Below are 26996 nucleotides of genomic sequence, written 5' to 3'. Positions count from 1 at the left end.
GCTACGACGTGCCCGCCGCCGAAACCCGTTCGGCCGCTCGGCGCACGGAGTCCGGAACCGCCACGCCCGCCGCGGTCTGAGCCGAGGTGACGGGCTCACCGGCGACCGCCCGCAGCGGCAGCATGCCCGCCCAGACCGACCGGTCCTCGCCATCGTCGTCGACCTCGACGAGCGAGCCGGCGTTGTCCTTCACGCTCGCCTCCGTCAGCGGAACGCGCAGCACCAGGGTCGCGGCGATCTCCCGCGCGGTCATCGGACGCACGTCGGCACTGCGCCCCGGCATGAGGTGTTCCGACAGCGTGAGCAGGGCTGCTTCTTTCTCTTCGGGAGGGACGACGGATGCCACGGCGTGCACGACCGCGCAGCGATACCGCATCGAGCTGTCGAAAAGCGAACGCGCATACTTCAGGCCCATCAGGTGCGTGATCGTGAGGCTCACGGGGGCACCCGCGGCGATGCGGCGGAAGAAGTCGCTGCCCGTCGAGCCGTGGATGAGCAGATCGTCGCCGTCGCGGCCGATCCCCACCGGCAGAGCCACCGGCCGGTCGTCGCGCACGATGGCGAGGGTGGCGTAGAGGGCTGCGTCGATCACGTCGTAGAGGGCGGCGCGGTCGGTGCGCTGGTGGTGTGCGCCGCGACGCACGCGGGTCAGGGCGGTGAGGGGGAGGTCGGTCATGACACCATTCCAGGTGAACGGCTGGTCCAGCGCGTAGTCCGCTTTTCGCGGATGTCGATGGACCAGTGAGAGGGTGGGGGCATGATCTCCGCCGGCATCCTGGATCGCGATTCCGACGTGCCCCTCCACGAGCAACTCGCCCACAACCTGCGTGCAACCATCGTGGCCGGGAGAGCGAGCGGGGGAGATGCGGTTCCCTCGACTCGCGCTCTCGCGGCCGATCTGGGGATCGCGCGCGGCACCGCGGTCGCCGCGTACGAGATCCTCGCGGGGGAGGGCTACCTCTCGACCCGCCCCGGCGGGAGGACCGTCGTGGCCGAGGTCGTCGGCTCGTCGACCCGCCCGGTCGCGAGGGGAGACCACGCTTCTGCGAAGACGGCTCCCGCCGTCGTCGACCTGCGCCCCGGGCGCCCCCACACCACCGGTATCGCCGATGCCGCATGGCGCTCGGCCTGGCGGCGGGCGGGGGGTGTCGATCCGGTATCCGACGTTGACGACGTGCGCGGCCACCCGCCTCTGCGCGACCAGATCGCCCGGCACCTCGGACGCACCCGCGGGCTCGACGTCGTGCCCGACGAGGTCATCGTGACCGCGGGGACGAGCGACGCGGTGCTGTTGACGGTGCTCGCTCTCACGCCCCGGAACGTCGGCCGCCCGCTCCGCGTGGGCATCGAGAACCCGGGGTATCCGCGCGTCCGTCGCATCCTGCACCGGCTTCGGGTCGAGGTGGTGCCGTTCCCGGTACGCCTCGACGACGGTCTCGATCTCGACGCCGTCGAGGCCCGCGCCGACCTGGACGCCCTCGTCGTCACCCCTCACCATCACTACCCCCTCGGAACACGGCTGGATGCCGCTGCCCGCGCGCGACTGCTCACCTGGGCCGCGCGCACCGGCGCGGTGATCGTCGAAGACGACTACGACAGCGAGTTCCCCCACGGTCGCGCGCCGCTGCCCCCGCTCCACCTGCTCGATCCGGGGCGGGTCGTCATGATCGGCACCCTGTCGAAGGTCCTCAGCCCGTCGCTGCGGAGCGGGTGGATCGTCGCCACCGGCGAGCTGCGCGATCGCCTCGTCGCGGCGCGGGCCGACCTCGACCCGCCGGTCTCGCAGGTGCAGCAGCGCGCCCTGGCCCTGTACCTCGGCGAGGGCGCGCTCGCGCGGCACACCGCCCGTCGCCGGCGCGACTACCGCCACCGTCGCCGCCTTCTGCTGGAGGCCTTCGCCGGGATCGACGGGGTCGAGCTCACCGCGACGGACGGCGGGCTGCACGCCGTGGTCCTGCTGCCCGTCGCCGGGGCCGCGACCGAGCAGGCCGTGGTCGACCAGCTCGCAGCCCGCCGCATCCTGGTGTCGCCCCTCTCCGGGTATGCGGTGCCGGGGGCCGCTGTCGATGTGCCCGCGGGAATCGTGTTCGGCTACGCCGAGCCGTCGACGCCGGTGCTGATGACCGCCGTCGCGGAACTCATCGCGATCGTGCGCGCCGTCGCTTCTGGGCCGCGACTTGACCCTGACACGGTGTGAGGAAGGAGAACAGAAGCATGTTGTCCATCGGAGCGTTCGCGCAGATCGGCCAGGTCACCCACCGGATGCTCCGGCACTGGGACACCGCCGGTCTGCTCGTGCCCGCGCACGTGGACGAGCACAGCGGTTACCGCTCGTACGATCCGTCGCAGCTCGAGAGGCTGCACCGAATCGTGGCGCTGCGGCAGCTCGGCTTCGGCCTCGACGACGTCGCCTCGATTCTGAACCAGGGTGTGGGTGCCGATCGCATCGCGGTGCTGCTGCGGGAGCGACGCGTCGAGGTGGAGCGTGAGCATCGGATCGCCGCCGCACGGCTCGTCGACGTGGAGCGGCGCCTCCACCTCATCGAGAGAGAAAAGCACATGCGAGAGATCGAGATCGTCCAGAAGTCACTGCCTGCCCTCCGCCTTGCCGCCCGTCGTCGCCTGGTGGCCGACGGCGCGGAGATGGCGGACGTCGTCGGACCGGCCTTCGACGCCGTCGCCGCAGTCATCGGTGCGGAGAAGGGAGCACTCGACACCCCCGTCGCGCAATACGCGGTTCGCGAGGACGGCACGGAGGTGATCGCCGGGTATCTCTATCTCGGAACAGTGCACGACGGCATAGAGATCGTCGAACTCCCCGCCGTCGAGATAGCCGTGTGCGGCATCCATCTGGGATCGATGGAACGGATCGGTGAGAGCTGGCAGTCCATCCACGCGCAGATCCTCGACCGCGGGTACGTGCCATCGGGACCCTGCCGCGAGCTGTACGTGCGGGCCGAGTCCGACGACCAGTCCGACTGGGTGACCGAACTGCAGCAGCCGGTCGTCGTGGTCTGAAGCCACGACCCTCGCACCCCGGGGCGTCGTGCGGACTCCGACGCCGACGTGCCGGGTGCGGTGAGGCGCGTGTGGCGTGTCGCCTCGGCGTCCGCGGGACGGCCGGGATGCCAGGGCCTCGGCCTACCCCCCGAGGATCTCCAGCGCCGCCATCGCTGCGTTCTGGCCGCCGATGCCGCTCACCGCCCCGCCGCGCTGAGCGCTCGCCCCGCACAACAGGATGCGGGCGTGCGACGTCGACACACCCCAGCGCGCGGCGGGGGAGTCAGCAGGAGCCGACAGCCACGGCCACGACAGGGCGCCGTGGAAGATGTCGCCGCCGATCATGGCGAGCGACTCCTCCAGGTCGCGGGTGGTGCGGGCCTCGATGCAGAGTCGCCCGTCGGGCGCCCGCAGGATGCAGTCGCGCAGGGGCTCGGCGAGGACGGAATCCAACGAGGCTTGGGCGGCGGCCAGCAGGCGCGCTCCCGCGGCGACCGGATCGGTGTCGTCGATGAGGCGGTGCGGCACCTGCAGACCGAACATCGTGAGCGTCTGCGCGCCGGACGCCCGCAGCTCCTCGCCGAGGATCGACGGGTCGGTCAGCGAGTGGCAGTAGACCTCGACGGGGAGTGGTTCGGGGATGAGTCCTCCGGACGCCGCCACGTGAGCGGCATCCAACTGGGTCATGGTCTCGTTGACGTGGAAAGTACCCGAGAAGGCGGCCTCGGGGGTCACCGATTCGTCGCGCAGACGTGGCAGGCGCGAGAGCAGCATGTTCACCTTGACCTGTGCACCCTCCGGCGCTTCGGCGCCGGTCGTCGCTGATCCGCCGGCGGTCAGCAGCCGGTCGAGCACCGCGCGGCCGACGCCGCTGAGCACGAGGTCGCCTCGAAAGACTTCGGAGCGATCGGTCATCGTGTGCACGTCGCCGTCGGGCGAGACCGAGACGACCTCGACACCCGTGACGATCTCGGCCCCCGCCTCGCGGGCGGCGCGCTCGAGCTCGGCCGTCACCGCGCCCATGCCACCGACGGGAACGTCCCAGTCGCCGGTCCCGCCGCCGATCACGTGGTACAAGAAGCACCGGTTCTGCGTGAGGGAGGGGTCGTCGGACGACGCGAAGGTGCCGATGAGCCCGTCGGTGAGCGCGACGCCCCGGACGAGGTCGCTGTCGAGCGAGGAGCGCAGGAGATCTCCGAGCGGGCGGGTGGTGAGGGCATCCCAGAGCTCGTCGTCGCCCACGCGCTCGCGCAGCTCGTCGGACGTGGGCAGCGGTTCGGTCATCGTCGGGAAGACGGCACGGGCCACCGGGGCGAGACGCTCGCCGAACGCCGCGAAACGCGCCGCCTCGTGGGTGTCGCCGAGGGTGCGCGCGAACGAGGCGGCGGTGGCCTCGGCATCCCGGGTATCGACGAGCACGCCGCGCGTGGGGTCGGTCGGGTCGGGCGTATAAGAGGAGTACCGGCGCCGGCGAAGCTCGATGCGCAGGCCCAGGTCGTCGATGATCCGCTGCGGCAGCAGGCTGACGAGGTAGGAGTACCGCGACAGGCGTGCATCGACTCCCGCCCACGGGCGCTCCGACACGGCGGCGCCGCCCACGGCATCCGATCTCTCGATCACCACCACCCGGCGCCCTGCGCGGGCGAGATAGGCCGCGGCGACGAGGGCATTGTGCCCACCCCCCACGATGACGACGTCGTACCGGCGAGAATCCGAAGCGGTCATGAGCCCACGCTAACGACAGCGGCGAATTCGTCGCAGGGGGTGGCGCACGTAGCCTGGATGCCATGACTTCCGCAGCCGACCTGCTCGAGATCGCCACGCGTATCGCCCGAGAGGCCGGTGAACTCGCCCACCGTCGCCGTCGCGAGGGCGTGACGGTCGCGGCGACCAAATCGGCCGCCGCCGACATCGTGACCGCCGCCGACCGCGAGGTCGAAGCCTTCATTCGGGCGGAGCTCGCTCGAGAGCGGCCCGATGACGGTTTCTTCGGCGAGGAATCCGGGGCCGAAGAGGGAACGAGCGGGATCACGTGGGTCGTCGACCCGATCGACGGCACCGTCAACTACGCCTACGGCATTCCGGCATGGGCCGTGAGCATCGCCGCCGTCGAGGGCACCGCCGAGACCGCGTCGTGGACCGCGCTCGCCGGGGCGGTCTTCAACCCCGTGACGGGCGAGCTGTTCCGGGCCTCGCGCGGCGGGGGAGCCTGGCTCGGTGACACCCGCTTGTCCGTGGGCGAGGTGGGTCCGGCCGGGGGGCTCGTCGCCACCGGCTTCGGTTACAACCCCGAGACGCACGGACCCGCGCTCGCACAGCTGTCTCGCGTCATGCCGATCGCCCGCGACGTGCGCCGCATCGGCGCGGCCTCTCTCGACCTGGCCTCGGTGGCCGCCGGTCGCGTCGACGCCTACTACGAGCGCGGCACGCAGCCGTGGGATCACGCCGCGGGCTCGCTGCTGGTCGAAGAAGCGGGGGGAATGATCGGGGGAGCGCCCGGCGGACGCCCCGGCAACGGCATGGTGATCGCCGCGGGCCCCGACTTCTACCGCCGTCTCGAGCCGCTGCTCGACTACGAGCGGTGACAGAGGTCGCGCCCATGGCATTCCCAGACCAGCCGAGGTAGGGTGTTTACCAGTTCGTTATCTTCCGCAACCCGAATTTGCGGAGATGGCCAAGCCCCCAAGCCCGAAGCCGTCGCTTTTTGCGACACGACACGAGAGCCCTTCCGCGTTGCCGTCAGAAGCCTCTGAGACTGAGCCCGCCGTCACCCGACGGTCTCGTCGCCCCCTCTCCACGCCCGCTCCCGAGACGACCCCCCGGCTGACCCGAGCCGAGATGCGCCGTCTCGCCGCGAGCGGAAACCCCGTCGCGACGCTCGACGCCCCCGCGTCCGAGCAGAAGGCCGCCGATCCCGCACCGGTCGACGCCGACGCCGCCTCTCAGCCCGAACTGATCGAGAGCGTTGCCGCCGCCGTGGTCGAGACCGTCATCGCCGCGACCATCGAGCCCACGCTTCCGCCTCGCGACACCGCCGTGCCTTCCGCCGACCAGACCCCGGATGCCACGGCTTCCGACGCACTCGACGTCACGGTCGTCGACGAGCAGCGTCGTGCCGACGACGTCGCGGTCATCCTGCAGAGCGCGGACGGCGCCGTCGCCACCACCCCGGTGTCCCTCCCGACCTCGCCCATCACGCTTCCCGTGAGTCGCCGCGCGCGTCGACGCCCCCAGGCATCGGTCATCCTCGACTCGACCGTCGACGAGGCTTCGGCCGAGCCGGTCGTCGAGTCTTCCGCCGACCGGGTGGCGAAGACGTCCGTTCCGCGTCCGTCGAAGCCCGTCGTCGAGCAGGCCGCCATCGAGCAGTCCGCCGTCGCATCGAGCACCCCCGACGACACCGTGGCCGACGAGTTCGCCACCGCCGCACGCCTGTTCTCGTTCACGGGCGAGACGCCCACGCAGCAGGCGGCCCCCGTCACCCCCGCTCCCGAGCCCGTCTCGGAGGGGCTGCCCGCCGCGGCCGCTCCCCGCACCCGCCGCAACGTCCGCCGCATCGCTGCGACGTCGTTCTCGGTCGGCGTCATGGGCGTCGTCGGTCTTCTGACGGTCGGCATGACCATGCCCGTCAGCGCCATCGCCTCGGCGAGCGGCACCGACAGCATCACCGCTCCCGCCGCCGACACCGCGACCACGCGTCTGGCGGTCGGCGGAGACGTCGCCTCGCCCGACGGGGCGATCCAGGCCTACGTCGCGCCCGCCCAGTCGCAGGCCGCGGTCGTCGACCGCGCCGACGGCTACAGCGCCACCACGTACTCCAAGATGGCCGTCGACTCGGGCATCAAGTACCCCACGAACTTCTACGTCAACAACCCGACGTCGCCCATCCAGTGGCCCTTCGCGGTCGGCGTGTCGATCTCGTACGGCTTCGGCATGCGCGACGGCGGCTTCCACGAGGGTGCCGACTTCGTGCCCGGCGAGGGCGCGCCCGTGCAGGCGATCGCCGACGGCACCGTCCGCATCGCGACCGAGCAGGGTGGCGCCTTCGGCGTGACCGTGCTGATCGACCACGTGATCGACGGCCAGCTCGTGTCGAGCCGGTACGGCCACATGCAGTACGGCTCGCTGCAGGTCACCCCGGGCGAGAAGGTGCACGTCGGTCAGTTCCTCGGACGCACCGGCAACACGGGTCGCTCGTTCGGCGCGCACACGCACGTCGAGATCCTGCAGAACGGCACCACCCCGATCGACCCGATCGCGTGGCTGCGTCAGCACGCCGGCGGCTGAGGCTCGATTCGTAAGAGAGTGTCGAGGTCTGATATTCTCTTCTAGTTGCCCGGAGCGATCCGGGTACGCCCCGATAGCTCAGTGGCAGAGCACTTCCATGGTAAGGAAGGGGTCGTCAGTTCAATCCTGACTCGGGGCTCAAGGCATCCACATCTGAATCCTGGATGCCGTGCGGCGGGGTAGCTCAGTTGGTGAGAGCGCACGACTCATAATCGTGAGGTCGCGGGTTCAAGCCCCGCTCCCGCTACAGATTCGCCGCAGAGCCGTCCTTCGGGGCGGCTTTCGCTTTTCTCCGACGCGTTCCCGCACGAGGTCCTCACGGCGCCCCGATAGGGTGAGCCGCGTGAGTGATTCGGGAGAGTTCGTGCAATCCCTCGCTCGCGGCCTCGAGGTGATCCGCTCCTTCGACGCCGAGAACCCGGCGCTGACCCTCAGCGACGTCGCCCGCCGCGCCGATCTGACCCGTGCCGCGGCTCGCCGGTTCCTCCAGACGCTCGAGACCCTCGGTTACGTGCGCGCCGACGGCCGGGTCTTCTCGCTGACGCCGCGCGTTCTCGAGCTCGGCTTCAGCTATCTCTCCGCGCTCTCGCTGCCCGCGCTCGCCCAGCCGCATCTCGAGCGTCTGTCGCGCGAGGTGGGGGAGAGCGTCTCCTCGGCTGTGCTCGACGGGGCCGACATCGTCTACGTCGCCCGTGTTCCCACGCGACGGATCATGAGCGTCGGAATCACGATCGGCACGCGTTTCCCCGCCTACGCGACCAGCATGGGGCGCGTGCTGCTCGCGGCGCTTCCCGACGCGGACGCGCGACGGATCGTGGCCGCTTCGCACCCCGCTTCTCTCACCCCGCGCACGCGGACGGACGTCGATGCGATCGCCGTCGAGCTCGAGGCGGTGCGTGCTCAGGGGTGGGCTCTCGTGGACGGCGAGCTCGAAGAGGGGCTGCGCTCCCTCGCGGCGCCCGTCCACGACCGCTCGGGGGCGGTGGTTGCGGCGGTGAACATCTCGGCCAGCTCCCGCGGTGACGCGGACGAGTGGCGAGAGCGGTGCCTGCCGGCGTTGCGGGCCGCCGCGGGCGAGATCGACGCGGACCTCCGCCTGGTCTGAATCCGGGCTACGGGCCCAGAGCGGTCCTCCCTTGCCGTCTTCGCGGTGGTCGGCGTATCCTGTTCGCGGGACGTACGTATGTACGCAGAGCGAACAAGCAAGGGTGCTCCGCATGATCGACAAGACCGTTCCCGACCTCGAGGCGGCCGTCGCCGGCATCGCCGACGGTGCGACCGTGATGATCGGCGGCTTCGGCCGCGCGGGTCAGCCCGTCGAACTGATCGACGCGCTCATCGCGCACGGTGCGCGCGATCTCACCGTCGTCAACAACAACGCGGGCAATGGCGACACCGGGTTGGCCGCCCTGCTCGCGGCCGGGCAGGTGAGCAAGATGATCTGCTCCTTCCCGCGCCAGAGCGACTCATGGGTCTTCGACGGGCTGTACCGCGCCGGCGAGGTCGAGCTCGAGCTCGTGCCGCAGGGCAACCTGGCCGAGCGCATCCGTGCGGCCGGCGCCGGCATCGGCGGGTTCTTCACCCCCACCGGGTTCGGGACGCAGCTCGCCGAGGGCAAAGAGACGCGGCGCATCGACGGCCGCGATTACGTGCTCGAATACCCCATCCGCGCGGATGCCGCCCTGATCAGCGCCCGCGCCGCCGACCGCTGGGGCAACCTCGTCTATCGCGCGACGGCGCGCAACTTCGGCCCCATCATGGCCGCGGCCGCAACCACCACGATCGTCCAGGTCGACGAGATCGTCGAGCTCGGCTCGCTCGATCCCGAGTCGGTCGTCACCCCGGGTCTCTACGTCGATCGCGTGGTCGCGGTGGGGGAGCGCGCATGGCTCCGCGACGGCGCGTTCGTCGGCGGCGTCGACATCGAGGGCCGGGCTCTGGCATCCGAGGAGGAGAAATGACAACTCGCATCTCGCGGCGCGATCTCGCCGCCCGCGTGGCATCCGACATTCCCGAGGGCGCGGTCGTCAACCTCGGCATCGGTGCTCCGACCCTGGTCGCCGACTACCTGCCGGCGGGACTCGAGATCGTCCTGCACACCGAGAACGGCATGCTCGGCATGGGCCCCGCTCCCGAGCGCGGGCGCGTCGACCCCGATCTCATCAACGCGGGTAAGCAGCCGGTCACCGCGCTCGCGGGGGCTGCGTACTTCCACCACGCCGACTCGTTCGCGATGATGCGCGGCGGGCACCTCGACGTGTGCGTGCTGGGGGCGTTCCAGGTGTCGGCCGGCGGCGACCTCGCCAACTGGTCGACCGGCGAGCCCGGCGCGATCCCCGCGGTCGGCGGCGCCATGGACCTCGCGATCGGCGCGAAAGACGTCTACGTCATGACCGACCTGCTCACCAAGGGCGGCGAGCCCAAGCTCGTCGCCGCCTGCAGCTATCCCCTCACGGGTGTGGGCTGCGTCTCGCGGGTCTACACCGACCACGGCGTCTTCGACGTCACCCCCGACGGCTTCCGCGTGCGGGAGCTTTTCGGCGACAACACGCACGAAGAGATCGAGTCCCTGCTCGGTCTGAGCCTGGAGGCCTGAGACATGCCCGCATCCTTCGTCTACGACGCCGTCCGCACCCCTTTCGCGCGCCACGGCAAGGCCTTCGCCGACGTCCGCCCCGACGATCTGGCGGCCACCGTCATGGCATCCGTCGTCGAGCGCACCGGAATCGACCCCGCGCGCATCGAAGACGTGATCTTCGGCGACGCGAACCAGGCGGGCGAAGACAACCGCAACGTCGCGCGCTTCGGTGCGCTGCTGGCCGGCTTCCCGTCGTCGGTGCCGGGGACGACGATCAACCGGCTGTGCGGATCGTCGCTGGATGCCGTGATCCAGGGCTCCCGCGCGATCGAGGCCGGCGATGCCGATGTCATCCTCGCCGGCGGCGTCGAGTCGATGACGCGGGCCCCCTTCGTGGTCGAGAAGAGCCCGCGGCCCTTCCCCGCGGCGAACCAGACGATGTGGAACACCTCGATCGGCTGGCGCATGACCAACCCGCGCTTGAGGGCGGACTGGACGATCTCGAACGGCGAGAGTGCCGAGAAGCTCGCCGAGATCTACGACATCACGCGTGAGCAGCAGGACGCCTTCGCCGCCCGCAGCCACCGTCTCGCTGCCGCGGCGTGGGCAGAGGGACGCTTCGACGACGAGATCGTGCAGGTCGAAGGCCACGCGCTCGCGCGCGACGAGGGTATCCGCGACGATTCGACCGCCGAGGTGCTCGCGACCCTCCGACCCGCATTCCAGAAGGACGGCACGGTCACGGCGGGAAACTCCTCACCCATCAACGACGGCGCCTCGGCGGTGCTGCTCGGGGCGGAGGGGATCCTGGATGCCGAGCCCCTCGCGCGCATCGCGGGTCGGGCCGCGTTCGGTAACGATCCCGACGTCTTCGGCGTCGCCCCCGTCGAGGCGGCGAACCGCGCGCTCGCGCGCGCCGGTCGCACCTGGGCCGACGTGAGCCTCGTCGAGCTCAATGAGGCTTTCGCATCGCAGTCGCTCGCGTGCGCCAAGCTGTGGACCGAGCTCGACCCCGAGCTTCTCAACCCGCACGGTGGGGCGATCGCGATCGGGCACCCCCTCGGAGCGTCGGGCGGCCGCATCATCGCGCGCGCCGCGCACGAGCTGAAGCGTCGCGGCGGGGGAGTCGCCGTCGCGGCGATCTGTATCGGCGTGGGCCAGGGGCTCGCGGTGGTCCTCGAGCGCTGAGATACGGTTGCTGCCCCTTTGTCAACAGGGCCGGGCGCGGCCGCATAACCGCGCGGCGCCGATTACCGTGAGGTCGCGCGTCCGAATGGGCGCGGTGACACGAAACGAATCGATACGGCACCGCCGATGACTGCACTCGCTCACGACATCTCGCCCATCTCACTGGCTCTCGCGCGCTACCTGTTCGAGAGGACCCGGTGCCTGGCGGAGGCCCGTCGCACCATGGGGCTGAACGACATCGATGTCGTCGCGATCATCCATGTCGCGCGCAACCCGGGCGTGCGCCCCTCCGACCTCCGGCGACACCTCGGGATCACCGGGGCGGGGGTGACGACGATCGTCGATCGTCTCGTGCGTCGCGACGTCTTGCGCCGGGAGTTCGACCCGGATGACCGGAGGGTGACCCACGTCTACGCGATGGTCGACCTGACGACCGATCCGTGGAGATGCCTCACCCGCTTCGACGACGCTTTCGAAGCGGCACTCGCGAACGTCGGATCCGAGCTGCAGGAGAGCGTGGCGGCTGTCTTGGACACCGCCACCCGCTCGGCGGCGCTCGCCCCGTCAGCGAGCTAGGTGCACGACGCAGGATGTCGCCGACGCGTGCAGTCCATATCCCGGTCGAGGGTGACGTCGCCGGCGACAGCTAGGACTCGTCGATCCAGCGATCCCGCGGGCGGTCGTCGTCGTCGTCATTGCGAGCGGGTGCCCCCGTCGACCACTCCAGTCGGAAGCCGCACTCACGACACTCGTCGGCGCCGCCGCCCTCTTCGAGAAGCGGGTGCATCGTCACCCCGCACGAGGGGCAGATCGGCTGTGCCGTGTCGTCGTAGGGGTCTCTGTACGTCATCGCGTTCCGCTCGTCGGCTCTCGGGGAGGACAACTCCCCGCGTCGCCGCGATGTTCCCCGCGATGATCTCCGACCCGGACGCTTCGCCGCAGGCATAGGCTCGGCCCATGCCGAACCCTCGCGTCGCCGCGGGCTCCGCTCCGGTGGCGGAGGCCGCATGACGGCATCCATCCCCGCTCCCGATCCGAGGCGCTGGAGCGCGCTCTCGGTCATGCTCATGGGCCAGTTCGCCGCCCTCCTCGACGTCAGCGTCACCAACGTCGCCCTGCCCTCGATCGGGCGCTCCACCGGGGCGGGTTCGAACGAGCTGCAGTGGATCGTGACCGGGTACGTGCTCGCCTTCGCGCTGGTCCCCGTCATCGGGGGACGGCTGGGCGACCAGCGGGGTCGGCGACGCATCTTCACGATCGCCGTGCTCGGGTTCGTGATCGCCAGCGCGGCCGTCGGTCTGGCGCCGAACGCGGGGCTCCTCATCGCGGCCAGGGTCGTGCAGGGGCTGTTCGGCGGCATGATGGGCCCGCAGGTGTCGGGCTTCATCCAGAACGCCTTCCCGGCGTGGGAGAGAGGGCGGGCTTTCGGCAGGCTCGGCCTCACCGTCGGTGCGGGGACGGCGCTCGGTCCGGTGATCGCGGGTCTGCTCATCTCGGCTGGTGGCCCCGACATCGGTTGGCGGCTGGTCTTCTTCATCAACGTGCCGGTCGGGATCGCGGCCGTGCTGCTCGCTCGCCGGTGGGTTCCCGCCGATGAGCCGTCTTCCACGGCATCCGCCCGCCACATCGACCTGCTCGGCGCGCTCCTGCTCGGCGCGGGTGTGCTGTGCCTGCTGTTCCCCATCGTCGAGACGGGCCAGGGTGGCGGCCCCGTGACCCTCCTCCTCCTGCTCCCCGCCGCGGGGTTCCTCCTGGCGCTCGTGCGGCATGAGGCGCGCCTGACGAGGGCGGATGCCGGGCCCCTGCTGGATCTGCGCCTGTTCCGCGTCCGCTCGTTCGTCACGGGAGTGGTCTTCGCCGTGGTCTTCTTCTGCAGCAACACCGGGATTCCCCTCGTGCTCGCGCTGTACTACCAGGACGGTCTGGGCTTCACCGCCCTGCAATCGGGCCTGGGGGTCACGGCCTACGCCATCGGTTCGGTGGTGGGAGCGCCCGTCGCCGGGCGCTTCGTCTCGCGCGTGGGACGCCCGCTGCTCGTCGGCGCGGTCGCGGTGTTCACGGGCGTCACGGTCGTTCTGGGGCTGCTGGTGCAGGCCGGTGCCGAGGCGACCGATCCGGTGGGCGTCATCCTGCGGCTCTGCGTGCCCCTGTTCGTCCTCGGGATCGCGGGCGGAGCGATCGTCACCCCGAATCAGACGTTGACGCTCGCCGACGTCGACCCCCGCCGCGGCGGCGTCGCCGGGGGAGTCGTGCAGACCGCCCAGCGGGTGGGGTCTTCGATCGGGCAGACGGTACTGGGTACCGCCTTCGCGCTGGCCGTCGTGGGAGCCGCGGCGGCCGCGGGCCCGGGTACCCCCGCCGCGGACCCGCGGGCTTTCGCCGACGCGCTCACTCTGGCTCTCGCGGTGTCGGTGGTGTTCTCGGGATCGGCCATCGTGCTCAGTGCCGTCGAGGTACACCGGAGCCGTCGCAGCTGACGCGAGCAGGGCGCGCGGACGCTAGCGTCGAGGCATGCATGTCACCTCCGCCCGTCTGGGTCTCGGCCTCGCCGCCGTCGGTCGCCCGGCCTACATCACGACCGCGCGTGACAGCGACCTGGGGGACCCCGCCGAACGCTCGGTCGACGCGATGCGCGAGCGTGCGCACCTGCTGCTCGACGAGGCCTGGGCGCTCGGCATCCGATACGTCGACGTTGCGCGCTCCTACGGTCGGGCGGAGCACTTCCTCGGGTCGTGGTTCGACGCCCACCCGGGCCGACGCGAGCTGCTCACCGTGGGGTCGAAGTGGGGCTACGCCTACGTCGGAGAGTGGCGGATGGATGCCGCCGTGCACGAGCGCAAAGAGCACTCGGTCGCCCTGTTCGACCAGCAGTGGCCCGAGACGCTCGAGGCTCTGGGGTCGGCCCCGGACTACTACCTGATCCACTCGGTGACTCCGGAGAGCACGGCTCTGGCGGACACCGGGCTTCTCGATCGGCTGCGCGGCCTACGGGCGAACGGCGTGCGGGTAGGGCTGTCGACCAGCGGGCCGCACCAGGGCGAGGTGATCCGCAGCGCTCTCGCGCTCCGGGACTCGCCGTTCACGGTCGTGCAGTCGACGTGGAACCTCCTCGAGCCATCGGTCGCCCCCGCGTTGCAGGCCGCGCGAGACGCCGACTGGACGGTCGTCGTCAAAGAGGCCCTCGCCAACGGCGACCTCGCCCGCGCCGAATCGGGCAGTCGCCTCGAGGCCCTGGCATCCGGGATGCCGTCCGACGTGTTCGCGCTGGGCGCCGCGCTGGCGCAGCCGTGGGCCGACATCGTGCTCAGCGGCGCGACCACGCTCGCGCACCTGCGACGAGGCGCGAGCGCGCGGCCGGTGGACACCGCGGGGGAACTGGCGACGGACCCCGTCGATTACTGGCGTCGCCGGTCGGAACGCCCCTGGCGTTGAGCGGCGGTCAGGGCACGCAGTTCAGCGTCGCGACCGTGCCCGAGACGTTCGCCCACGACGTGGCGATCGCGGTCGCGAGCACCGACCCGGACGAGGAGCGGGCCTGCACGTATCCGGCCGATCGCGCGTTGGCGATGGAGCGCACGGTGATGCCGGGGGAGTACGTGCCGCAGTACGAGAACGACGCTCGCGTCCCCGAGAGGTTCGACCCGCTGAAGGCGCAGACGTTGCCGTCGGCGCACCCGCCGACGGCACGCTCGTGCTCGGAGGGGACGTCGATGGTCATCCCGAGTTCCGGCCACTGCGCGTGATGCGAATCGATGACGACCCCGCCGGGGATCTCGGCGAGAGCCGCGGCGATGTCGGGGTGCAGCTGATCGGTCGTGGTCATTCGGTGCGTGCCTTTCTCTCGGAGACGTCCCAGAGGGTGTAGTCGGTGATGGATCCGGCGGGGAGCTTGAGGCTGTCGTTGTCGGCGAGGAGTTCGGATTCGAAACCGACGATGCGTCCCGTGTCGGCAGAAAGCAGCAGCGTCGCCTCGGAGGTGGTCAGCCCGGACGGCACCGCGGCCAACCCGACCACGGGGCGGCCGAGGCGATCGAAGGCCGTGCCGACGACGCGCAGCCCGGGAGCTTGGGCGACGACCTCGAGCAGGGCGGCCTGTTGCGGTCCGGTGAGGGTCCACTCGCCCAGGAGGGCGCGTGCGCCGAGCATCGCGTCGCCCGCCGTGAGCTGATCCCCGGCACCGGTCGAGGTGAGCACGAGAGCTCGCATCGCCTCGACGGTGGGTTCGGGAGCGGTGGGGGAGAGCGGCGAGAACTGGTTCTGCACGAACTGCAGGTCGCCGACGACGGTTCCCGGCGTCGGCTCGCCCGCGGGCACCGTGTCACCGGCCGCGTTGGTCGCTTCGGCGGCAGTGGTCACGACCGAGCCCGAAAGATCCGCATTCCAGCGCACGTCGATCCACTCGCGGCGGAACACCGTCGCCTCGGCCTCGTCGGGCGAACCGCTGTAGTACCACCCGAGCGAAAGCGACCGTCGCTCGGGTGAGGAGGGGCCCGACCCGTCGGTCAACCGCTCCTGCGCCTGCGCGATCACCTGGGACGCGTCCTCCGAGATCGAGGTGAACACGAGTGGTTCCGGGGTGAGGGCGGATGCCGGGCTCCCCGGCATCCACAGGACTCCGGTGACGATCGCGAGCACCAGGACGACGACCGCGGCGGCCGAGCCCCACACGGCGTACGCGGGTCGGCGGCGCGTTCGCTGCGCGCTCCCCGCGAAGTCGCGTGCCCGACGCTCGGCGTCGAGAGGAATCGGCGCGTCGAGGGGGGTTCGCGCGGGATCGAGCCGGCGCATCGCCCGGGTGAGGTCATCGTCGCTCATCGAACACCTCTTCCGCGGACAGGGGCGTTCCGGACAGGAGCGGGCGCAGTTTGGCCCGCACGCGGTTCAGCCGCGTCCACACCGTCCCGGCGCTCGCGCCGACGACGAGGCCGACCTCGGCGGCCGAGAGGTCCTCCCAGTAGGTGAGCCAGAGGATCTCGCGCTCCTTCTCGGACAGGCCGCGGATGGCGTCGACGAGCCTGTCGAGCATCTCGCCCTCCGACTCGTTCGAGAGGGTGCGGACCTGGTCCTCGATGTGCGTCCACAGTGCCCCCTCCCGGTCTCGTCGTCGGTATTCGTTCGCGATGAGGTTGCGCGCCGTGCGGTACAGCCACGGCAGCCCGAACGGCTCTCGCGGATCGCGCTTGCGCCAGGCGATCTCGAAGCATTCCATCGTGAGGTCGTCGGCGGCATCGCGGTCCGACACGCGCCGTTCGATGAATCGCCGAACGGCGTTGTAGTGCTCGCGGAAGAGCGCCACGAAATCCGCGTCGTCCGTCACCGCTGTCTTTCCTCGTGCGTGTACGGGGGCTGTGTCGGGGTGGTCGCGAACCTTACGGATGCGCGGGAGAAAAGATTTCCGGATCGGTGTGTAAGGAAAGGCGCACGCCGGACACGACATATGCGGGGGTGGGTGCTGACTCCGGCTTCGAGAAGGCACCCATACGCCCGTCGTCCGATGTTCGGGTCTGACGGCGACGGGCGAGGGGTTGCGCCGCTTGGGGGCGGCGCAACCCCTCGGATCTTCTTCATGCGATCCACAATGGCAGAGACGGTGGGTGCCGCGAGACGGCGCCCGTCTCTCAGGCGGGATCGACCAGCAGGTTCGTGATGCGCGCCGTCGCGATCAGACGGTCGTCGTCGTCGACCACGCGGACGTCGTAGGTGGCCAGACGGCGACCGCGATGGGCGGGTGTGGCCACGGCGTGGATGCGCCCGTCCTCGGCTCCGCGGTGGTGGGTGATGTTGAGATCGACGCCGACGCACACCAGGCCGAACGCGGAGGCGTGGATCATGGCGGCCCAGGACCCCACCGCCTCTGACAGCGCGGCCGTCGCGCCGCCGTGCAGCCGACCGAGCGATTGCGTGTTCCCCTCGACGGGCATCCACGCGCTGACCCGATCCGCGGACTGCTCGGTCACGGTGATGCCGAGGCGTTCGTCGAGGGCGCCGGGGGTGATGGTCCAGGGCGTCATGGGTGCTCCTTCCGCCGCCCTCTTGTCGGGGGCGCACCCCTCTGACACTATTACTGAACGCTCGGTCGGTAACAGTGTCGCTCGAGCCTCTCCACCCTGCCCCACAGAACGACGGAGTTCTCATGGCCTCGCTGACCTCGGCATCCGCCCCTGCCACCGGGATGAAACGGGAGGAACGGCGCGTGCTCGCCGGGACCCTCGTGGGCACCTCGATCGAGTGGTACGACTTCTTCATCTACGCCCAGGCGGCCGGGCTCGTGCTCGCGCCGCTGTTTCTCGCACCGCTCGCGCAGAGCGATCCCGCGATCGCCCAGGTGCTCTCGTTCGCCACCATCGGCATCTCGTTCCTCTTCCGCCCGCTCGGCGCCGTCGTCGCCGGCTGGCTCGGCGATCGCCTCGGCCGCAAGAAGATGCTCGTGCTGACGCTCATCATGATGGGCGTCTCGACAGCCCTCATCGGCGTGCTGCCGACCTATGCCGCGATCGGGGTGGCCGCCCCCGTCCTGCTCATCCTCCTTCGGGTTCTGCAGGGCTTCTCCGCCGGCGGAGAGTGGGGCGGTGCCGCGCTGCTCTCGGTCGAGCACGCCCCCGTCCACCGCCGCGGCTACTTCGGTGCCTACCCGCAGATCGGCGTGCCGGTGGGCATGATCCTCGCGACGGCGACGCTGTGGATCCTCACCTCGTCGATGTCGGCCGAGGCCTTCCTCGCGTGGGGGTGGCGCGTTCCCTTCCTCTTCTCGATCGTGCTCATCGTCGTCGGCTACCTCATCCGCCGCGCGGTGGAGGAGAGCCCGGTCTTCGAAGACCTCGTTCGCCGTCGCAAAGAGTCGTCCGCTCCCCTCGGACAGCTGTTCCGCAAGAACTGGCGCGAGGTCGCCCTGACCGCGTTCGTGTTCATCGGCAACAACGCCGCCGGCTACCTGCTCATCGCGTTCTTCGCGACCTACTCGGTGTCGGTCCTCGGCATGGAACGCCCGACCGTGCTGCTGGCCACGACCCTGGCCTCCTTCGGCTGGCTCGGTTTCACGCTCTGGGGCGGCAGGCTCTCCGACCGCCTGGGGCGCATCCGCACCTTCCAGCTCGGCTATCTGCTGCTGGCCGTCTGGGCCGTGCCCATGTGGTTCCTCATCGATACCGCGAACATCTTCTGGTACTTCGTCGCGCTGTTCGTGATGACCCTCGGTCTCGGGCTGTCGTACGGGCCGCAGGCGGCGCTGTACGCCGAGATGTTCCCCGCGAACGTCCGCTACTCGGGCGTCTCGATCGGCTACGCGCTCGGCGCCATCATGGGCGGGGCCTTCGCGCCGATGATCGCCGAGGCGCTGCTGCGCTCGACGGGCGCCTCATGGACGATCGGCCTGTACATCGCGGTTGCCGCGCTCGTCTCTCTCGGGGCCGTCTCGCTCATCAAGGAAACGAAGGGCGTCGACCTGCGGGCGTGATCCCGGATGCCGTGACGGGGCCCTTCGCGTCGGCGAGGGCCCCGTTGCGCGTCGCCGGGAGCGGTTCGTCGGCGTCGGCCGTAGGGCGGTGCGCCGTACCGCGGACTTCGTCGCCCGCCGTCGGCATGCCGGGTCGCCGGTGGCGGCGTGCCGCCGCGATATCCGCAGGACGGACCGGGGATGTGCGCCTGCCGCGGCGCGACCCGGCGGGCAGGGCGCCGGTCAGGCGGTGCGCAGGCCGTCGAGCGCGATGCGCACGATGTCGGCGCCCAGGCGGTCGCCGTCGACCCCGCCATCGGGGCGATACCACTCGACGACGGAGTTGATCATCCCGAACAGCAGACGCGCGGCGACCGCCGCATCGACGTCGCCCCGCACGTCGCCCTCGGCCTGAGCCTCGGCGACCAGGGCGGTCACGCGGTGGTCGAACAGTCGTCGTCGTTCGAGAGCGGCTTGCTCGACCTCGCTGTTCCCGCGCACCCTCAGCAGCAGGGTCACCGCGGGGAGCTGCGCGACGAGCACGTCGGTCGCCCCCGTGAGCACGAAACGGAGGCGATCGGATGCCGCGCCCTCGCGGGCGCCGGGCTCGTCGAGCACAGCCTCCAACCCGCCGAGAGCGGCCTCGAGGGCGACGGCCAGCAGTTCCTCCTTCGAGGAGAAGTGGTGGTACAGCGCAGACTTCGTCAGCCCCAGTCGCCGCGCGAGATCGGACACGCTCGTCGCGTCGTACCCCTGCTCGTTGAAGAGCTGCACGGCCACGGCGAGCAGGCCGTCGCGGTCGTACCCCGGCCGTCCTCGGCGCGCGGGCGCCTCGCGGGACGGCTCGGAGTCGTCGGCGGTCGCGGGCGTCGTCGCGGGATCGGCGGTCACGGATTCAGTGTGTCACTCCAGCAGCGCGGGGGAGTCCGCGTGCAGCAGCGCGCGCGCCGCGTTGCCGATCACCGCACTGTACGTCGGGTAGGCGAAGCGCACACCGGCGAGGGTCGAGACGTCGATCCCGGCCGCCATCGCGGTGGTCACCGACTGGATGACCTCGACGGCGTTCTCCCCCACCGCGTGGGCGCCGAGCACGAGCTCGCGGCGACGGTCGGCGACGAGCATGAGGAACCCGCGTTCCCGATCGTCGATCACGGCGCGGTCCAGATCGGCGAACCGAACGGTCGCCACGACGCACGAGGGGTCGCGGTCGCGCGCCTGCTCCTCGGTCAGTCCGACGCCGGCGTAGTCGGGGTCGGTGAAGCCGCCAGCGGGAAGCAGGTGGTGGGGCGTTCGCCGGTTGGCGCCGAGAACGGCGTTCTCGGCCGCCGCTTCGCCCTCGAACTGCGCCGCCTGAACGAGCATGTCGCGGCCGTTCGCATCGCCGACGGCGAGGATGTGGGGAACGATCGTCCGGAAGTAGCGGTCGACCGGAATGGCGGAGCGCTCGACCTCCACACCGGCGTTCTCGAGCCCGAGGTCTTCGACGTCGGCGGGCCAACCGGTCGCCATGATGACGACGTCCGCATCGACGGTGCACGGGGAGCCGCCCTCGCGCCAGGCCAGGACGAGCGATCCGTCGTCGGCGCGATCGAGGCGCTCGACCGTGTCGATCCCGGTGCGCACGTCGACCCCGTGCTCCGTGAGCGACTCGGCGATCACGCGCGAGATCGACGCATCGGATGCCATGAGGACGCGAGGCGCGACATCGAGCAGCGTCACCTCCGAACCGAAGGAGCGGAACACGGTCACGAGCTGGGCGCCGGTGTTGCCCGCGCCGATGACGACGACGCGACGGGGGAGCTCGCTCAGGCTGAGCACGTCTTCGGGGACGGTGGCGAGGTCGGCCCCCGGGATCGGCAGGCGGCGGGAGTGGCCGCCCACGCAGACCAGGATCGATTCCGCGCGGATTCGCCGACCGCTGTCGAGCACGAGGGTGTGCTCGTCCGCGAAGCGCGCACGCCCCTCGTGCACGAGATCCACGCCGGCCTCGGCGAAGCGTTCGGCCTCGCGTTTGATGGAGCGCACGGCATCCACCCGCTCGTGCACCCTCGACACCACGGCTGCCCAGTCGACTCGAGGCTCGTCGACGACGATGCCGTAATCGTCGGCGGAGCGGGTCTCGCGCATGAGGCGCGCCGCTTTCGCGAGGACGCGGGTGGGCACGCACCCGGTGTTGACGCAGGTGCCGCCGACGCGGTCCGCCTCGAGGACGACCACCGAGGCGCCCAGTTCCGCAGCGCGGAGGGCCGCGGCTGTTCCGGCGGGACCTGCTCCGATCACGGCGATGTCGTAGCTGTCGGCGTCGTGGCTCACGATGGTCCTCCCGGGTCGAGAGCCTCAGTCAATCCCGCGCCGACGACCTGAACGCGGGGCTTGCGCCGTGGGTCAGAACCCCTCGTAGATCTGGGTGGGTGTGAGGCCCGTGCGGCCCAGGGCGTGGACGCCGGGCGCGGGGTGCAGCTCGAAGGTCTCTCCGTCGTGCAGGAGCACGGCCGTGTAGTCGCCTCGCGTATCGAGCTTGAGCTCGAAGCGCCCCGTGTCGATGAGGCGGAGCGTGACCACCGCACCGCTGCGCGCGACGAAGCTGACCTCTTTCTCGCGCGCGTTCGGCAGAGGGATGACCGGCTCATCCGACGCGGGCGTCGGCGAAGAGGGGGGAGTGCGTGCGTCGGCGTCCATGGGGTGAGTCTGTCACGCGGCGAGGGGCCTCGGCCCGGGCGACGAGCACCCGGGCCGGCGCGTCAGCGCCCGTCTCGCCAGGAATGCCGGGGGTCGTAGCCCAGCAGGCGGCGGGCTTTGTCGATCGAGAGGAGCGTGGTGTTCTCGCCCAGGTCACCGCGCGTCGCGACGCCGGGGAACACCTCCGCCACGAGCTCGGCGTTGGGGCGGGTCATGACCGTGTCGGCCGCCGCGATGATGAAGGTGTCGAAGCCGGCCGGGGCCGTCTCGAGGGCGCGCTCCACGGCCTGGGCGCCGTCGCGGGCGTCGATGTAGCCCCACAGGTTCCACTTGCGGGTGCGGGCGTCGTCGTCGAAGGGGAACTCGGCGTAGTCCTCGGGAACCATCACGTTCGAGAACCGCAGGGCCGTGATCGACAGCTCGGGGTTCCAGCGCACCAACTCCACGGCGAGGCGCTCCTCGAGGGTCTTCACGAGCGAGTAGACCGACTCGGGCCGCGGCGCGTACTCCTCGTCGACCGGGATGTAGGGCGGCGGCACGTCGAAGGGGAGGCCCAGCACGGTCTCGCTCGAGGCGTACACGATCTTGTGGATGCCGAGCCGCGTGGCGGCCCAGAACACGTTGAAGGTGCTCGCCATGTTGTTGTGGAAGGTGGCGATGTCGGAGCGGATGCCGGGAGCCGGGATGGCGGCGAGGTGCACGAGGGCCTCGAAACCGTCGTGCTGGTCGTTCACCCCGGTGAGGGCGTCGACGACCTGGCCGTAGTCGGTCAGGTCGACCTGCACGAAGCCGGGGCCGCGTTCGCCGCGGACGTCGAAACCGATCACGTCGTGGCCGGCGGCACGCAGCTCGCGAGCGACGACGGTGCCGAGCTTGCCGGACGAACCGGTGAGGGCGATGCGCATGGGTGTCCTTCGGGGTCGGGGATGAGCCGACCATACCGGCGGTCGCCGACACCCCTCGGGTGGGTTGACCGCCGCGGGGGAACCCGACATGCCACGACGAGCGTCCTCCCGTCAAGATCCCGGGGTGTTCCGACCTCGGGGTGTTTCGCTATGTGGACGGACTCGATTCGTGAACTGTCACGGCTCGAGACGGAACGATTGCCGACAGGAATCTCGATGCCCTCTTTGACCTCCGCCACCGACGCGTTCCTCGCGTCGCGCGCGGCCGACGGCGATCAGCTCGCTTTCGGGGTGCTGGTGCGTCGGCATGCGCCGTTCCTCGTCGCCTTCGCGACCCGGCTGACCGGCTCGCGGGCCGACGCCGACGATTGCGTCCAAGAGGCGCTGATCACGGCGTGGCGACGTCTGCCCGATCTCACGGATCCCGAGAAGGTGCGAAGCTGGCTCACGACCATCGTGTCGCGCAAGGCCACCGACCGTCTCCGCTCTCGGAAGATCTCGGAAGAGATCGACGAGGAGATGGTCTCGGGACGAGACGACCCGGAACGCGCGGTCGTGGCGAGTTCGCAGATGGACGCGCTCAAGAAGGTCCTCGGCGAGCTCTCGGAGGAACTCCGCGTCGTCTGGGTGCTGCGCGAGGTCGGTGGTCACAGCTACGACGAGATCGCCGTCGAGGTGGGCGAATCGGCCGCCACGGTGCGCGGGCGTCTCGCCCGGGCGAGGAGAACGGTGCTGGAACGCATGGAGGAGTGGAGGTGACCCCAGTGAGCGAGAACAACGACGACATCGGCGGGTCGGGCTACTCCCTCGAGGACCTCTCGGCGTACCTCGACCGCGGACGCATCCCCCGGATCCCCGCCGTCGAGCGCAACGCGGAGTGCCAGGCGATCCTGGCATCGATGGAGCGGATGGGCCGACTGTCCCGCGAGATCGTGGAGGAGCAGGCGACCGAGCCGCTCTCGGAATCCTGGTACGACAGCATCATGCGCGAGGTCATGCGCGAATTCCGAGCCGGACGCGACATCCCCCTCGCGCGCGCCGATGACGGAACCGAACTGGTGGTGACCGAGGGTGCGCTCTACGAGTTGATCCGCGCGGTCGGAGACGGCATCGACGGGCTGCTGGTGGGTCGGGTGCGACTCGACCAGCTCGAGCCCGACGCCCCTCTCGACGTGCGCGTGAGCGTCAGCGTGCGCTTCGGCCGAGCGATGAACATCGCGGTCGACGAGATGCGGAACGGCATCCGCGCGGCCATCGAACGACACGGCGACCTTCGGGTCGGACGGGTGGACGTCACCGTCGGCGACGTGCACCTCGATGAGGGGGAACACTCATGACGACCATCTCCGCGGCAGAACTCGCACCGCGCATCGACCTGGCCGTGACCGCCGTCGAGGGGGTGCGCGAGTGCTATTCGGCGCGTCCGGTCGTGGCCCGCGCCGTCGAGCATCTGACCGACGTCGAGGGCTCGCTCGCCGACGTCGCCGAGGCTGCCGGCACTCGCGCCGTCACGGTCTGCATCGGTGTCTCGTCGGAGGACGACGCGGCCGTGGTGGCCGCCGCCGTCGCGACGGCCGCCCGCGGAGCCGGCGAGGACGACATCCCGTCCTCGGTGCGCGTCCGCGTGGCGCGCCTGATCGCTCCGCGCTCCTGAGGAGCGTCCCGGCCGAGGGAAGGGAGAACCGGCTTACCCTGGAGGCACCGCCCACTCGTCCCCGGAGGCCGAATGTCCACGCCGCCCGTCATCGCCGTCACCGGATCCACCGGAGCCGTAGGGGGTCGGGTTGCGCGTGACCTCGCCGCCCGCGGCATCCCCCAGCGTCTGCTCGTCCGCGACGTTTCGCGTGCCCCCTCGCTCGAGGGAGCCGAGGTGCACGTCGCCCGATATTCCGACGCGGATGCCGCCCGCGCGGCGCTTCAGGGGGTCGAGACGCTCTTCATGGTGTCGGCTTCCGAGACGGCCGACCGCGTCGAGCACCATCGCACCTTCGTCGAGGCGGCCGCGGCCGCGGGGGTGCGCTCGATCGTCTACACCTCGTTCTTCGCCGCTGCCCCGGACGCCGTCTTCACGCTGGGGCGCGATCACGCCGCCACCGAGGACATCATCCGCGCCTCGGGCATGAGGTACACCTTCCTCCGCGACAACTTCTACATGGACATGATGGAGCTCTTCGCCGGAGACGACGGTGTCATCCGGGGCCCCGCCGGGGACGGCCGCTGTTCTCTCGTCTCGCGTGCCGACGTGGCGGCCACGGCGGTCGCGGTGCTGCTCGATCCCGCAGCGCACGCCGACGCGTCGTACGACCTCACCGGGCCCGAGGCCCTGACTCTCGCCGAGGTCGCCGAGAAGATCTCGGCGGTGCGCGGGCACCGGGTGCGTTTCGTCGACGAGACGGTCGACGAGGCGTATGCCTCACGCGCGGCGTTCGGGGCCCCACGGTGGCAGGTCGATGCGTGGGTGAGCACGTACACCTCGATCGCGAGCGGCGACCAAGCCGCCGTCTCGCACGACGTCGAGCGCGTCACAGGTCGCCCCGCCCAGAGTTTCGAGGAGTTTCTCGGCGCCGTGTCGTGACCGGGAGTCCTCGGGTATGCTGACGGCGTGCTGACCTGTCGCTGTTGTCGCTGAACGCCCCCGCGTTCCCTTTCGACGACCCCGTCAGCCGCGCCCGCACCGGGCGCACCAACCTTCAGGACTCCATCGTGCGTTACGCCCAGAGCGTCGCCGACCTCGTCGGCAACACCCCCCTCGTCCGCCTCTCCCGCGTCACCGACGGCATCGCCGCGACGGTCCTCGCGAAGATCGAGTACTTCAATCCCGGCGGGTCTGCGAAAGACCGCATCGCGGCCAACATCGTCGACGCCGCGGAGCGCGACGGTCTGCTCCAACCGGGCGGAGTGATCGTGGAGCCGACCAGCGGCAACACCGGAGTGGGGCTCGCGCTCATCGCGCAGCAGCGCGGCTACCGGTGCGTCTTCGTCGTTCCCGACAAGGTCGCCGAGGACAAGCGGGCGGTGCTGCGCGCCTACGGCGCCGAGGTCGTCGTCACACCGACGAACGTCGAGCCCGACGACCCGGACTCGTACTACAGCGTGTCCGACCGCCTCGTCCGCGAGATCCCCGGCGCCTTCAAACCCAACCAGTACGCCAACCCGAACGGCCCGCGCAGCCACTACGAGACCACCGGTCCCGAGATCTGGCGCGACACCGACGGTCGACTCACGCACTTCGTCGCCGGCGTCGGCACGGGCGGCACGATCAGCGGTACCGGCCGCTACCTGCGCGAGGTCGCGGGTTCGGCCGTGCGCATCGTCGGGGTCGATCCGGTCGGCTCGATCTACTCGGGCGGCGACATCCACGGCTACGACGTCGAGGGCGTTGGCGAGGACTTCTGGCCTCTCGCTTTCGACCCCTCCCTCGTCGACGGCTACGAACGCGTCTCGGATGCCGAGTCCTTCGCCATGACCCGTCGCCTCGCCCGCGAGGAGGGCCTGCTCGTCGGCGGCTCCAGCGGAATGGCCGTGGTCGGAGCTCTCCGCGTCGCACGGGATCTCCCCGCCGACGCCGTGGTCGTCGTCGTCCTGCCCGACCACGGTCGCGGTTACCTGAGCAAGATCTTCGACGACGACTGGATGATCGAGCGCGGCTACGACGTTGCACCCGTGGCATCCCTTCTCCCGACCCCCTCCGAGGAGCACTCCGCATGAGCACCCATGACGCCGCCCGCGGCTTCGACAGCCTCGCCGTCCACGCGGGACAGGCGCCCGACGAGACCACCGGCGCGGTCATCCCGCCGATCCACGTCTCGACGACCTACGCGCAGGACGGCATCGGCGGCCTTCGCGGCGGCTACGAGTACGGCCGCAGCGGCAACCCCACGCGCACCGCCCTCGAGACGCAGATCGCCGCCCTCGAGGGTGGAACGCGCGCGCTGTCGTTCGCCTCGGGTCTCGCGGGCGAGGATGCCCTGCTGCGCGCCGCCCTCGTCCCGGGTGACGAGGTCCTCCTCGGCAACGACGTCTACGGCGGTACCTACCGTCTGCTCGCGCGGGTGCTGGGGCCGTGGGGCGTGAAGCTGCGCGTCGTGGACATGAGCGATCTGGATGCCGTGGCCGCCGCCATCGCCGAGCGTGCGCCGCGGATGGTGTGGGTCGAGACCCCCAGCAACCCCATGCTGCGGATCACCGACATCGCGGGTCTCGCCCGACTCGGTCACGAGGCCGGCGCGATCGTCGTGGTCGACAACACCTTCGCCTCGCCCGCTCTGCAGCGGCCGCTGTCGCTCGGTGCCGACGTCGTCGTGCATTCCGCGACGAAGTACCTCGGCGGGCACAGCGATGTCGTGGGCGGAGCGCTGGCCTTCGCCGACGCGGCGCTCGCCGAGAAGGTGCAGTTTCTGCAGTTCGCGGCGGGCGCGGTGTCGGGTCCCTTCGACGCGTACCTGACCACGCGAGGTATCAAGACGCTCGCCGTGCGCATGCAGCGCCACAGCTCGAACGCGCAGGCCGTCGCCGAGCATCTCGCCGGGCACGATCGGGTCGCGCAGGTCTACTATCCCGGTCTGCCCTCGCACCCCGGGCACGAGCTGGCGGCGCGCCAGATGAGCGGCTTCGGCGGCATCGTCTCGCTCGCGCTCGCCGACGGCGCGGCCGCCCGCCGCTTCGCGGAGTCGACGCGTCTGTTCACTCTGGCGGAGTCGCTCGGCGGCGTCGAGTCGCTGGTGAACTACCCGGATGCCATGACCCACGCTTCCGTTCGCGGTACCGAACTCGCGGTGCCCGACACCATCGTTCGCCTGTCGGTGGGTATCGAGTCGGTCGACGACCTCGTCGCCGACGTCGACCAGGCGCTCGCCGCGCTCTGAGCGCGACCGCCCCCCGCGTCCCTGTCTTCGCACGCGCCCGGCTCCGCGTGTGCCCGGCTCCG

29 protein-coding genes and 2 tRNA genes are annotated in these 26996 nt (G+C 70.7%); 20 read left to right on the top strand and 11 right to left on the bottom strand.

All coding sequences use genetic code 11. The annotated features are described in order from the left end of the window. Position 1: 1 nt before the first annotated feature. Entirely contained in the window at positions 2–676 is a 675-nt protein-coding gene (locus DEU35_RS08885) for a pyridoxamine 5'-phosphate oxidase family protein (protein WP_103205897.1), read from the bottom strand. 81 nt (positions 677–757) lie between these two features. On the opposite strand from DEU35_RS08885, the gene DEU35_RS08880 reads away from it, so the two are divergent. Beyond that, entirely contained in the window at positions 758–2197 is a 1440-nt protein-coding gene (locus DEU35_RS08880) for a PLP-dependent aminotransferase family protein (protein WP_116239266.1), read from the top strand. Positions 2198–2214: 17 nt separating this feature from the next. Next, on the top strand, positions 2215–3018 hold the full coding sequence (locus tag DEU35_RS08875) for a MerR family transcriptional regulator (RefSeq protein WP_116239265.1): 804 nt from the start codon (positions 2215–2217) through the stop codon (positions 3016–3018). Positions 3019–3141: 123 nt separating this feature from the next. Here DEU35_RS08875 and DEU35_RS08870 read toward each other — a convergent pair whose 3' ends face one another. Further along, the gene (locus tag DEU35_RS08870; protein ID WP_116239264.1) at positions 3142–4725 is read right to left on the bottom strand and encodes an NAD(P)/FAD-dependent oxidoreductase; all 1584 of its coding nucleotides are present in this window, start codon (positions 4723–4725) and stop codon (positions 3142–3144) included. A gap of 62 nt (positions 4726–4787) precedes the next feature. Here DEU35_RS08870 and DEU35_RS08865 point away from each other — a divergent pair, with 62 nt between their 5' ends. From DEU35_RS08865 to DEU35_RS08825, 9 genes are all read left to right on the top strand, one after another. After that, positions 4788–5585, top strand: coding sequence for an inositol monophosphatase family protein (locus DEU35_RS08865; protein WP_116239263.1), 798 nt, complete (start codon positions 4788–4790; stop codon positions 5583–5585). A 253-nt stretch (positions 5586–5838) separates the two neighbouring features. Then, positions 5839–7287: a M23 family metallopeptidase gene (locus DEU35_RS08860; RefSeq protein WP_116239262.1), complete on the top strand. Its 1449-nt coding sequence runs from the start codon at positions 5839–5841 to the stop codon at positions 7285–7287. 67 nt (positions 7288–7354) lie between these two features. Next, positions 7355–7426, top strand: a tRNA-Thr gene (locus tag DEU35_RS08855). Between the two features lie 34 nt (positions 7427–7460). Then, positions 7461–7534: transfer RNA gene (locus tag DEU35_RS08850), tRNA-Met, on the top strand. A gap of 96 nt (positions 7535–7630) precedes the next feature. Further along, entirely contained in the window at positions 7631–8392 is a 762-nt protein-coding gene (locus DEU35_RS08845; RefSeq protein ID WP_258873441.1) for an IclR family transcriptional regulator C-terminal domain-containing protein, read from the top strand. 112 nt (positions 8393–8504) lie between these two features. Then, positions 8505–9248 (top strand): 3-oxoacid CoA-transferase subunit A, encoded by a 744-nt coding sequence (locus tag DEU35_RS08840; protein WP_116239366.1) that lies wholly within the window; start codon positions 8505–8507, stop codon positions 9246–9248. Next, positions 9245–9883: a 3-oxoacid CoA-transferase subunit B gene (locus tag DEU35_RS08835; RefSeq protein ID WP_116239260.1), complete on the top strand. Its 639-nt coding sequence runs from the start codon at positions 9245–9247 to the stop codon at positions 9881–9883. The genes DEU35_RS08840 and DEU35_RS08835 overlap by 4 nt, the downstream gene beginning before the upstream one ends. A gap of 3 nt (positions 9884–9886) precedes the next feature. After that, positions 9887–11053 carry a thiolase family protein gene (locus tag DEU35_RS08830; protein ID WP_116239259.1) on the top strand — a complete coding sequence of 389 codons (1167 nt, stop codon included), beginning with the start codon at positions 9887–9889 and terminating at the stop codon, positions 11051–11053. A 126-nt stretch (positions 11054–11179) separates the two neighbouring features. Beyond that, positions 11180–11629 carry a MarR family winged helix-turn-helix transcriptional regulator gene (locus DEU35_RS08825; RefSeq protein ID WP_103205906.1) on the top strand — a complete coding sequence of 150 codons (450 nt, stop codon included), beginning with the start codon at positions 11180–11182 and terminating at the stop codon, positions 11627–11629. A 70-nt stretch (positions 11630–11699) separates the two neighbouring features. Here DEU35_RS08825 and DEU35_RS08820 read toward each other — a convergent pair whose 3' ends face one another. Continuing rightward, positions 11700–11903, bottom strand: a complete 204-nt coding sequence (locus DEU35_RS08820; RefSeq protein ID WP_116239258.1) for a zf-TFIIB domain-containing protein — start codon at positions 11901–11903, stop codon at positions 11700–11702. A 157-nt stretch (positions 11904–12060) separates the two neighbouring features. On the opposite strand from DEU35_RS08820, the gene DEU35_RS08815 reads away from it, so the two are divergent. Further along, positions 12061–13530 carry an MFS transporter gene (locus DEU35_RS08815; protein WP_116239257.1) on the top strand — a complete coding sequence of 490 codons (1470 nt, stop codon included), beginning with the start codon at positions 12061–12063 and terminating at the stop codon, positions 13528–13530. Between the two features lie 34 nt (positions 13531–13564). After that, complete coding sequence (locus DEU35_RS08810; RefSeq protein WP_116239256.1) at positions 13565–14485, top strand: aldo/keto reductase; 921 nt, start codon at positions 13565–13567, stop codon at positions 14483–14485. A gap of 7 nt (positions 14486–14492) precedes the next feature. Here the strand turns inward: DEU35_RS08810 and DEU35_RS08805 are convergent, their stop codons facing one another. From DEU35_RS08805 to DEU35_RS08790, 4 genes are all read right to left on the bottom strand, one after another. After that, a complete protein-coding gene (locus tag DEU35_RS08805; RefSeq protein ID WP_103205910.1) occupies positions 14493–14876 on the bottom strand; it encodes a hypothetical protein in 384 nt (127 codons plus the stop codon). Continuing rightward, positions 14873–15868: a hypothetical protein gene (locus DEU35_RS08800; RefSeq protein ID WP_116239255.1), complete on the bottom strand. Its 996-nt coding sequence runs from the start codon at positions 15866–15868 to the stop codon at positions 14873–14875. Before DEU35_RS08800 ends, DEU35_RS08805 begins: the two co-directional genes overlap by 4 nt. Then, positions 15855–16370 (bottom strand): RNA polymerase sigma factor, encoded by a 516-nt coding sequence (locus tag DEU35_RS08795; protein WP_181904613.1) that lies wholly within the window; start codon positions 16368–16370, stop codon positions 15855–15857. Before DEU35_RS08795 ends, DEU35_RS08800 begins: the two co-directional genes overlap by 14 nt. A gap of 301 nt (positions 16371–16671) precedes the next feature. Beyond that, entirely contained in the window at positions 16672–17064 is a 393-nt protein-coding gene (locus tag DEU35_RS08790) for a PaaI family thioesterase (RefSeq protein WP_103205913.1), read from the bottom strand. 122 nt (positions 17065–17186) lie between these two features. Between DEU35_RS08790 and DEU35_RS08785 the strand changes: the two genes are divergently transcribed. Further along, on the top strand, positions 17187–18506 hold the full coding sequence (locus tag DEU35_RS08785; RefSeq protein ID WP_103205914.1) for an MFS transporter: 1320 nt from the start codon (positions 17187–17189) through the stop codon (positions 18504–18506). Positions 18507–18728: 222 nt separating this feature from the next. Here DEU35_RS08785 and DEU35_RS08780 read toward each other — a convergent pair whose 3' ends face one another. The 4 genes from DEU35_RS08780 to DEU35_RS08765 form a co-directional block, all read right to left on the bottom strand. Beyond that, complete coding sequence (locus DEU35_RS08780) at positions 18729–19376, bottom strand: TetR/AcrR family transcriptional regulator (protein WP_116239253.1); 648 nt, start codon at positions 19374–19376, stop codon at positions 18729–18731. A gap of 12 nt (positions 19377–19388) precedes the next feature. Beyond that, positions 19389–20798 carry an NAD(P)/FAD-dependent oxidoreductase gene (locus tag DEU35_RS08775; protein ID WP_258873439.1) on the bottom strand — a complete coding sequence of 470 codons (1410 nt, stop codon included), beginning with the start codon at positions 20796–20798 and terminating at the stop codon, positions 19389–19391. A 72-nt stretch (positions 20799–20870) separates the two neighbouring features. Beyond that, on the bottom strand, positions 20871–21164 hold the full coding sequence (locus DEU35_RS08770) for a hypothetical protein (RefSeq protein ID WP_116239251.1): 294 nt from the start codon (positions 21162–21164) through the stop codon (positions 20871–20873). A 62-nt stretch (positions 21165–21226) separates the two neighbouring features. Continuing rightward, the gene (locus tag DEU35_RS08765) at positions 21227–22069 is read right to left on the bottom strand and encodes an NAD(P)-dependent oxidoreductase (RefSeq protein ID WP_103205918.1); all 843 of its coding nucleotides are present in this window, start codon (positions 22067–22069) and stop codon (positions 21227–21229) included. Between the two features lie 216 nt (positions 22070–22285). Between DEU35_RS08765 and DEU35_RS08760 the strand changes: the two genes are divergently transcribed. The 6 genes from DEU35_RS08760 to DEU35_RS08735 all read left to right on the top strand — a co-directional run bounded on the left by DEU35_RS08760 (position 22286) and on the right by DEU35_RS08735 (position 26934). After that, entirely contained in the window at positions 22286–22828 is a 543-nt protein-coding gene (locus tag DEU35_RS08760) for an RNA polymerase sigma factor (protein WP_103205919.1), read from the top strand. A 5-nt stretch (positions 22829–22833) separates the two neighbouring features. Then, on the top strand, positions 22834–23406 hold the full coding sequence (locus DEU35_RS08755; protein WP_116239250.1) for a hypothetical protein: 573 nt from the start codon (positions 22834–22836) through the stop codon (positions 23404–23406). Then, a complete protein-coding gene (locus DEU35_RS08750) occupies positions 23403–23723 on the top strand; it encodes a hypothetical protein (protein WP_103205921.1) in 321 nt (106 codons plus the stop codon). Before DEU35_RS08755 ends, DEU35_RS08750 begins: the two co-directional genes overlap by 4 nt. Positions 23724–23795: 72 nt before the next feature. Further along, complete coding sequence (locus DEU35_RS08745; protein WP_103205922.1) at positions 23796–24644, top strand: SDR family oxidoreductase; 849 nt, start codon at positions 23796–23798, stop codon at positions 24642–24644. A 44-nt stretch (positions 24645–24688) separates the two neighbouring features. After that, positions 24689–25777 carry a pyridoxal-phosphate dependent enzyme gene (locus tag DEU35_RS08740; protein ID WP_258873438.1) on the top strand — a complete coding sequence of 363 codons (1089 nt, stop codon included), beginning with the start codon at positions 24689–24691 and terminating at the stop codon, positions 25775–25777. Further along, complete coding sequence (locus DEU35_RS08735) at positions 25774–26934, top strand: cystathionine gamma-synthase (protein WP_116239249.1); 1161 nt, start codon at positions 25774–25776, stop codon at positions 26932–26934. The genes DEU35_RS08740 and DEU35_RS08735 overlap by 4 nt, the downstream gene beginning before the upstream one ends. Positions 26935–26996: the final 62 nt, after the last annotated feature.

The sequence above is a fragment of the Microbacterium sp. AG157 genome, assembly GCF_003385695.1.
Lineage (GTDB): Bacteria > Actinomycetota > Actinomycetes > Actinomycetales > Microbacteriaceae > Microbacterium > Microbacterium testaceum.
Note: the sequence above shows the minus strand (reverse complement) of the source record. Positions and strands in the feature narration are given on the sequence as shown.

Coding starts and splice junctions, on each gene's coding strand:
- DEU35_RS08885 (WP_103205897.1), bottom strand. CDS start 676: ATGACCGACCTCCCCCTCACCGCCCTGACCCGCGTGCGTCGCGGCGCA.
- DEU35_RS08880 (WP_116239266.1), top strand. CDS start 758: ATGATCTCCGCCGGCATCCTGGATCGCGATTCCGACGTGCCCCTCCAC.
- DEU35_RS08875 (WP_116239265.1), top strand. CDS start 2,215: ATGTTGTCCATCGGAGCGTTCGCGCAGATCGGCCAGGTCACCCACCGG.
- DEU35_RS08870 (WP_116239264.1), bottom strand. CDS start 4,725: ATGACCGCTTCGGATTCTCGCCGGTACGACGTCGTCATCGTGGGGGGT.
- DEU35_RS08865 (WP_116239263.1), top strand. CDS start 4,788: ATGACTTCCGCAGCCGACCTGCTCGAGATCGCCACGCGTATCGCCCGA.
- DEU35_RS08860 (WP_116239262.1), top strand. CDS start 5,839: ATGCGCCGTCTCGCCGCGAGCGGAAACCCCGTCGCGACGCTCGACGCC.
- DEU35_RS08840 (WP_116239366.1), top strand. CDS start 8,505: ATGATCGACAAGACCGTTCCCGACCTCGAGGCGGCCGTCGCCGGCATC.
- DEU35_RS08835 (WP_116239260.1), top strand. CDS start 9,245: ATGACAACTCGCATCTCGCGGCGCGATCTCGCCGCCCGCGTGGCATCC.
- DEU35_RS08830 (WP_116239259.1), top strand. CDS start 9,887: ATGCCCGCATCCTTCGTCTACGACGCCGTCCGCACCCCTTTCGCGCGC.
- DEU35_RS08825 (WP_103205906.1), top strand. CDS start 11,180: ATGACTGCACTCGCTCACGACATCTCGCCCATCTCACTGGCTCTCGCG.
- DEU35_RS08820 (WP_116239258.1), bottom strand. CDS start 11,903: ATGACGTACAGAGACCCCTACGACGACACGGCACAGCCGATCTGCCCC.
- DEU35_RS08815 (WP_116239257.1), top strand. CDS start 12,061: ATGACGGCATCCATCCCCGCTCCCGATCCGAGGCGCTGGAGCGCGCTC.
- DEU35_RS08810 (WP_116239256.1), top strand. CDS start 13,565: ATGCATGTCACCTCCGCCCGTCTGGGTCTCGGCCTCGCCGCCGTCGGT.
- DEU35_RS08805 (WP_103205910.1), bottom strand. CDS start 14,876: ATGACCACGACCGATCAGCTGCACCCCGACATCGCCGCGGCTCTCGCC.
- DEU35_RS08800 (WP_116239255.1), bottom strand. CDS start 15,868: ATGAGCGACGATGACCTCACCCGGGCGATGCGCCGGCTCGATCCCGCG.
- DEU35_RS08790 (WP_103205913.1), bottom strand. CDS start 17,064: ATGACGCCCTGGACCATCACCCCCGGCGCCCTCGACGAACGCCTCGGC.
- DEU35_RS08785 (WP_103205914.1), top strand. CDS start 17,187: ATGGCCTCGCTGACCTCGGCATCCGCCCCTGCCACCGGGATGAAACGG.
- DEU35_RS08770 (WP_116239251.1), bottom strand. CDS start 21,164: ATGGACGCCGACGCACGCACTCCCCCCTCTTCGCCGACGCCCGCGTCG.
- DEU35_RS08765 (WP_103205918.1), bottom strand. CDS start 22,069: ATGCGCATCGCCCTCACCGGTTCGTCCGGCAAGCTCGGCACCGTCGTC.
- DEU35_RS08760 (WP_103205919.1), top strand. CDS start 22,286: ATGCCCTCTTTGACCTCCGCCACCGACGCGTTCCTCGCGTCGCGCGCG.
- DEU35_RS08750 (WP_103205921.1), top strand. CDS start 23,403: ATGACGACCATCTCCGCGGCAGAACTCGCACCGCGCATCGACCTGGCC.
- DEU35_RS08745 (WP_103205922.1), top strand. CDS start 23,796: ATGTCCACGCCGCCCGTCATCGCCGTCACCGGATCCACCGGAGCCGTA.
- DEU35_RS08735 (WP_116239249.1), top strand. CDS start 25,774: ATGAGCACCCATGACGCCGCCCGCGGCTTCGACAGCCTCGCCGTCCAC.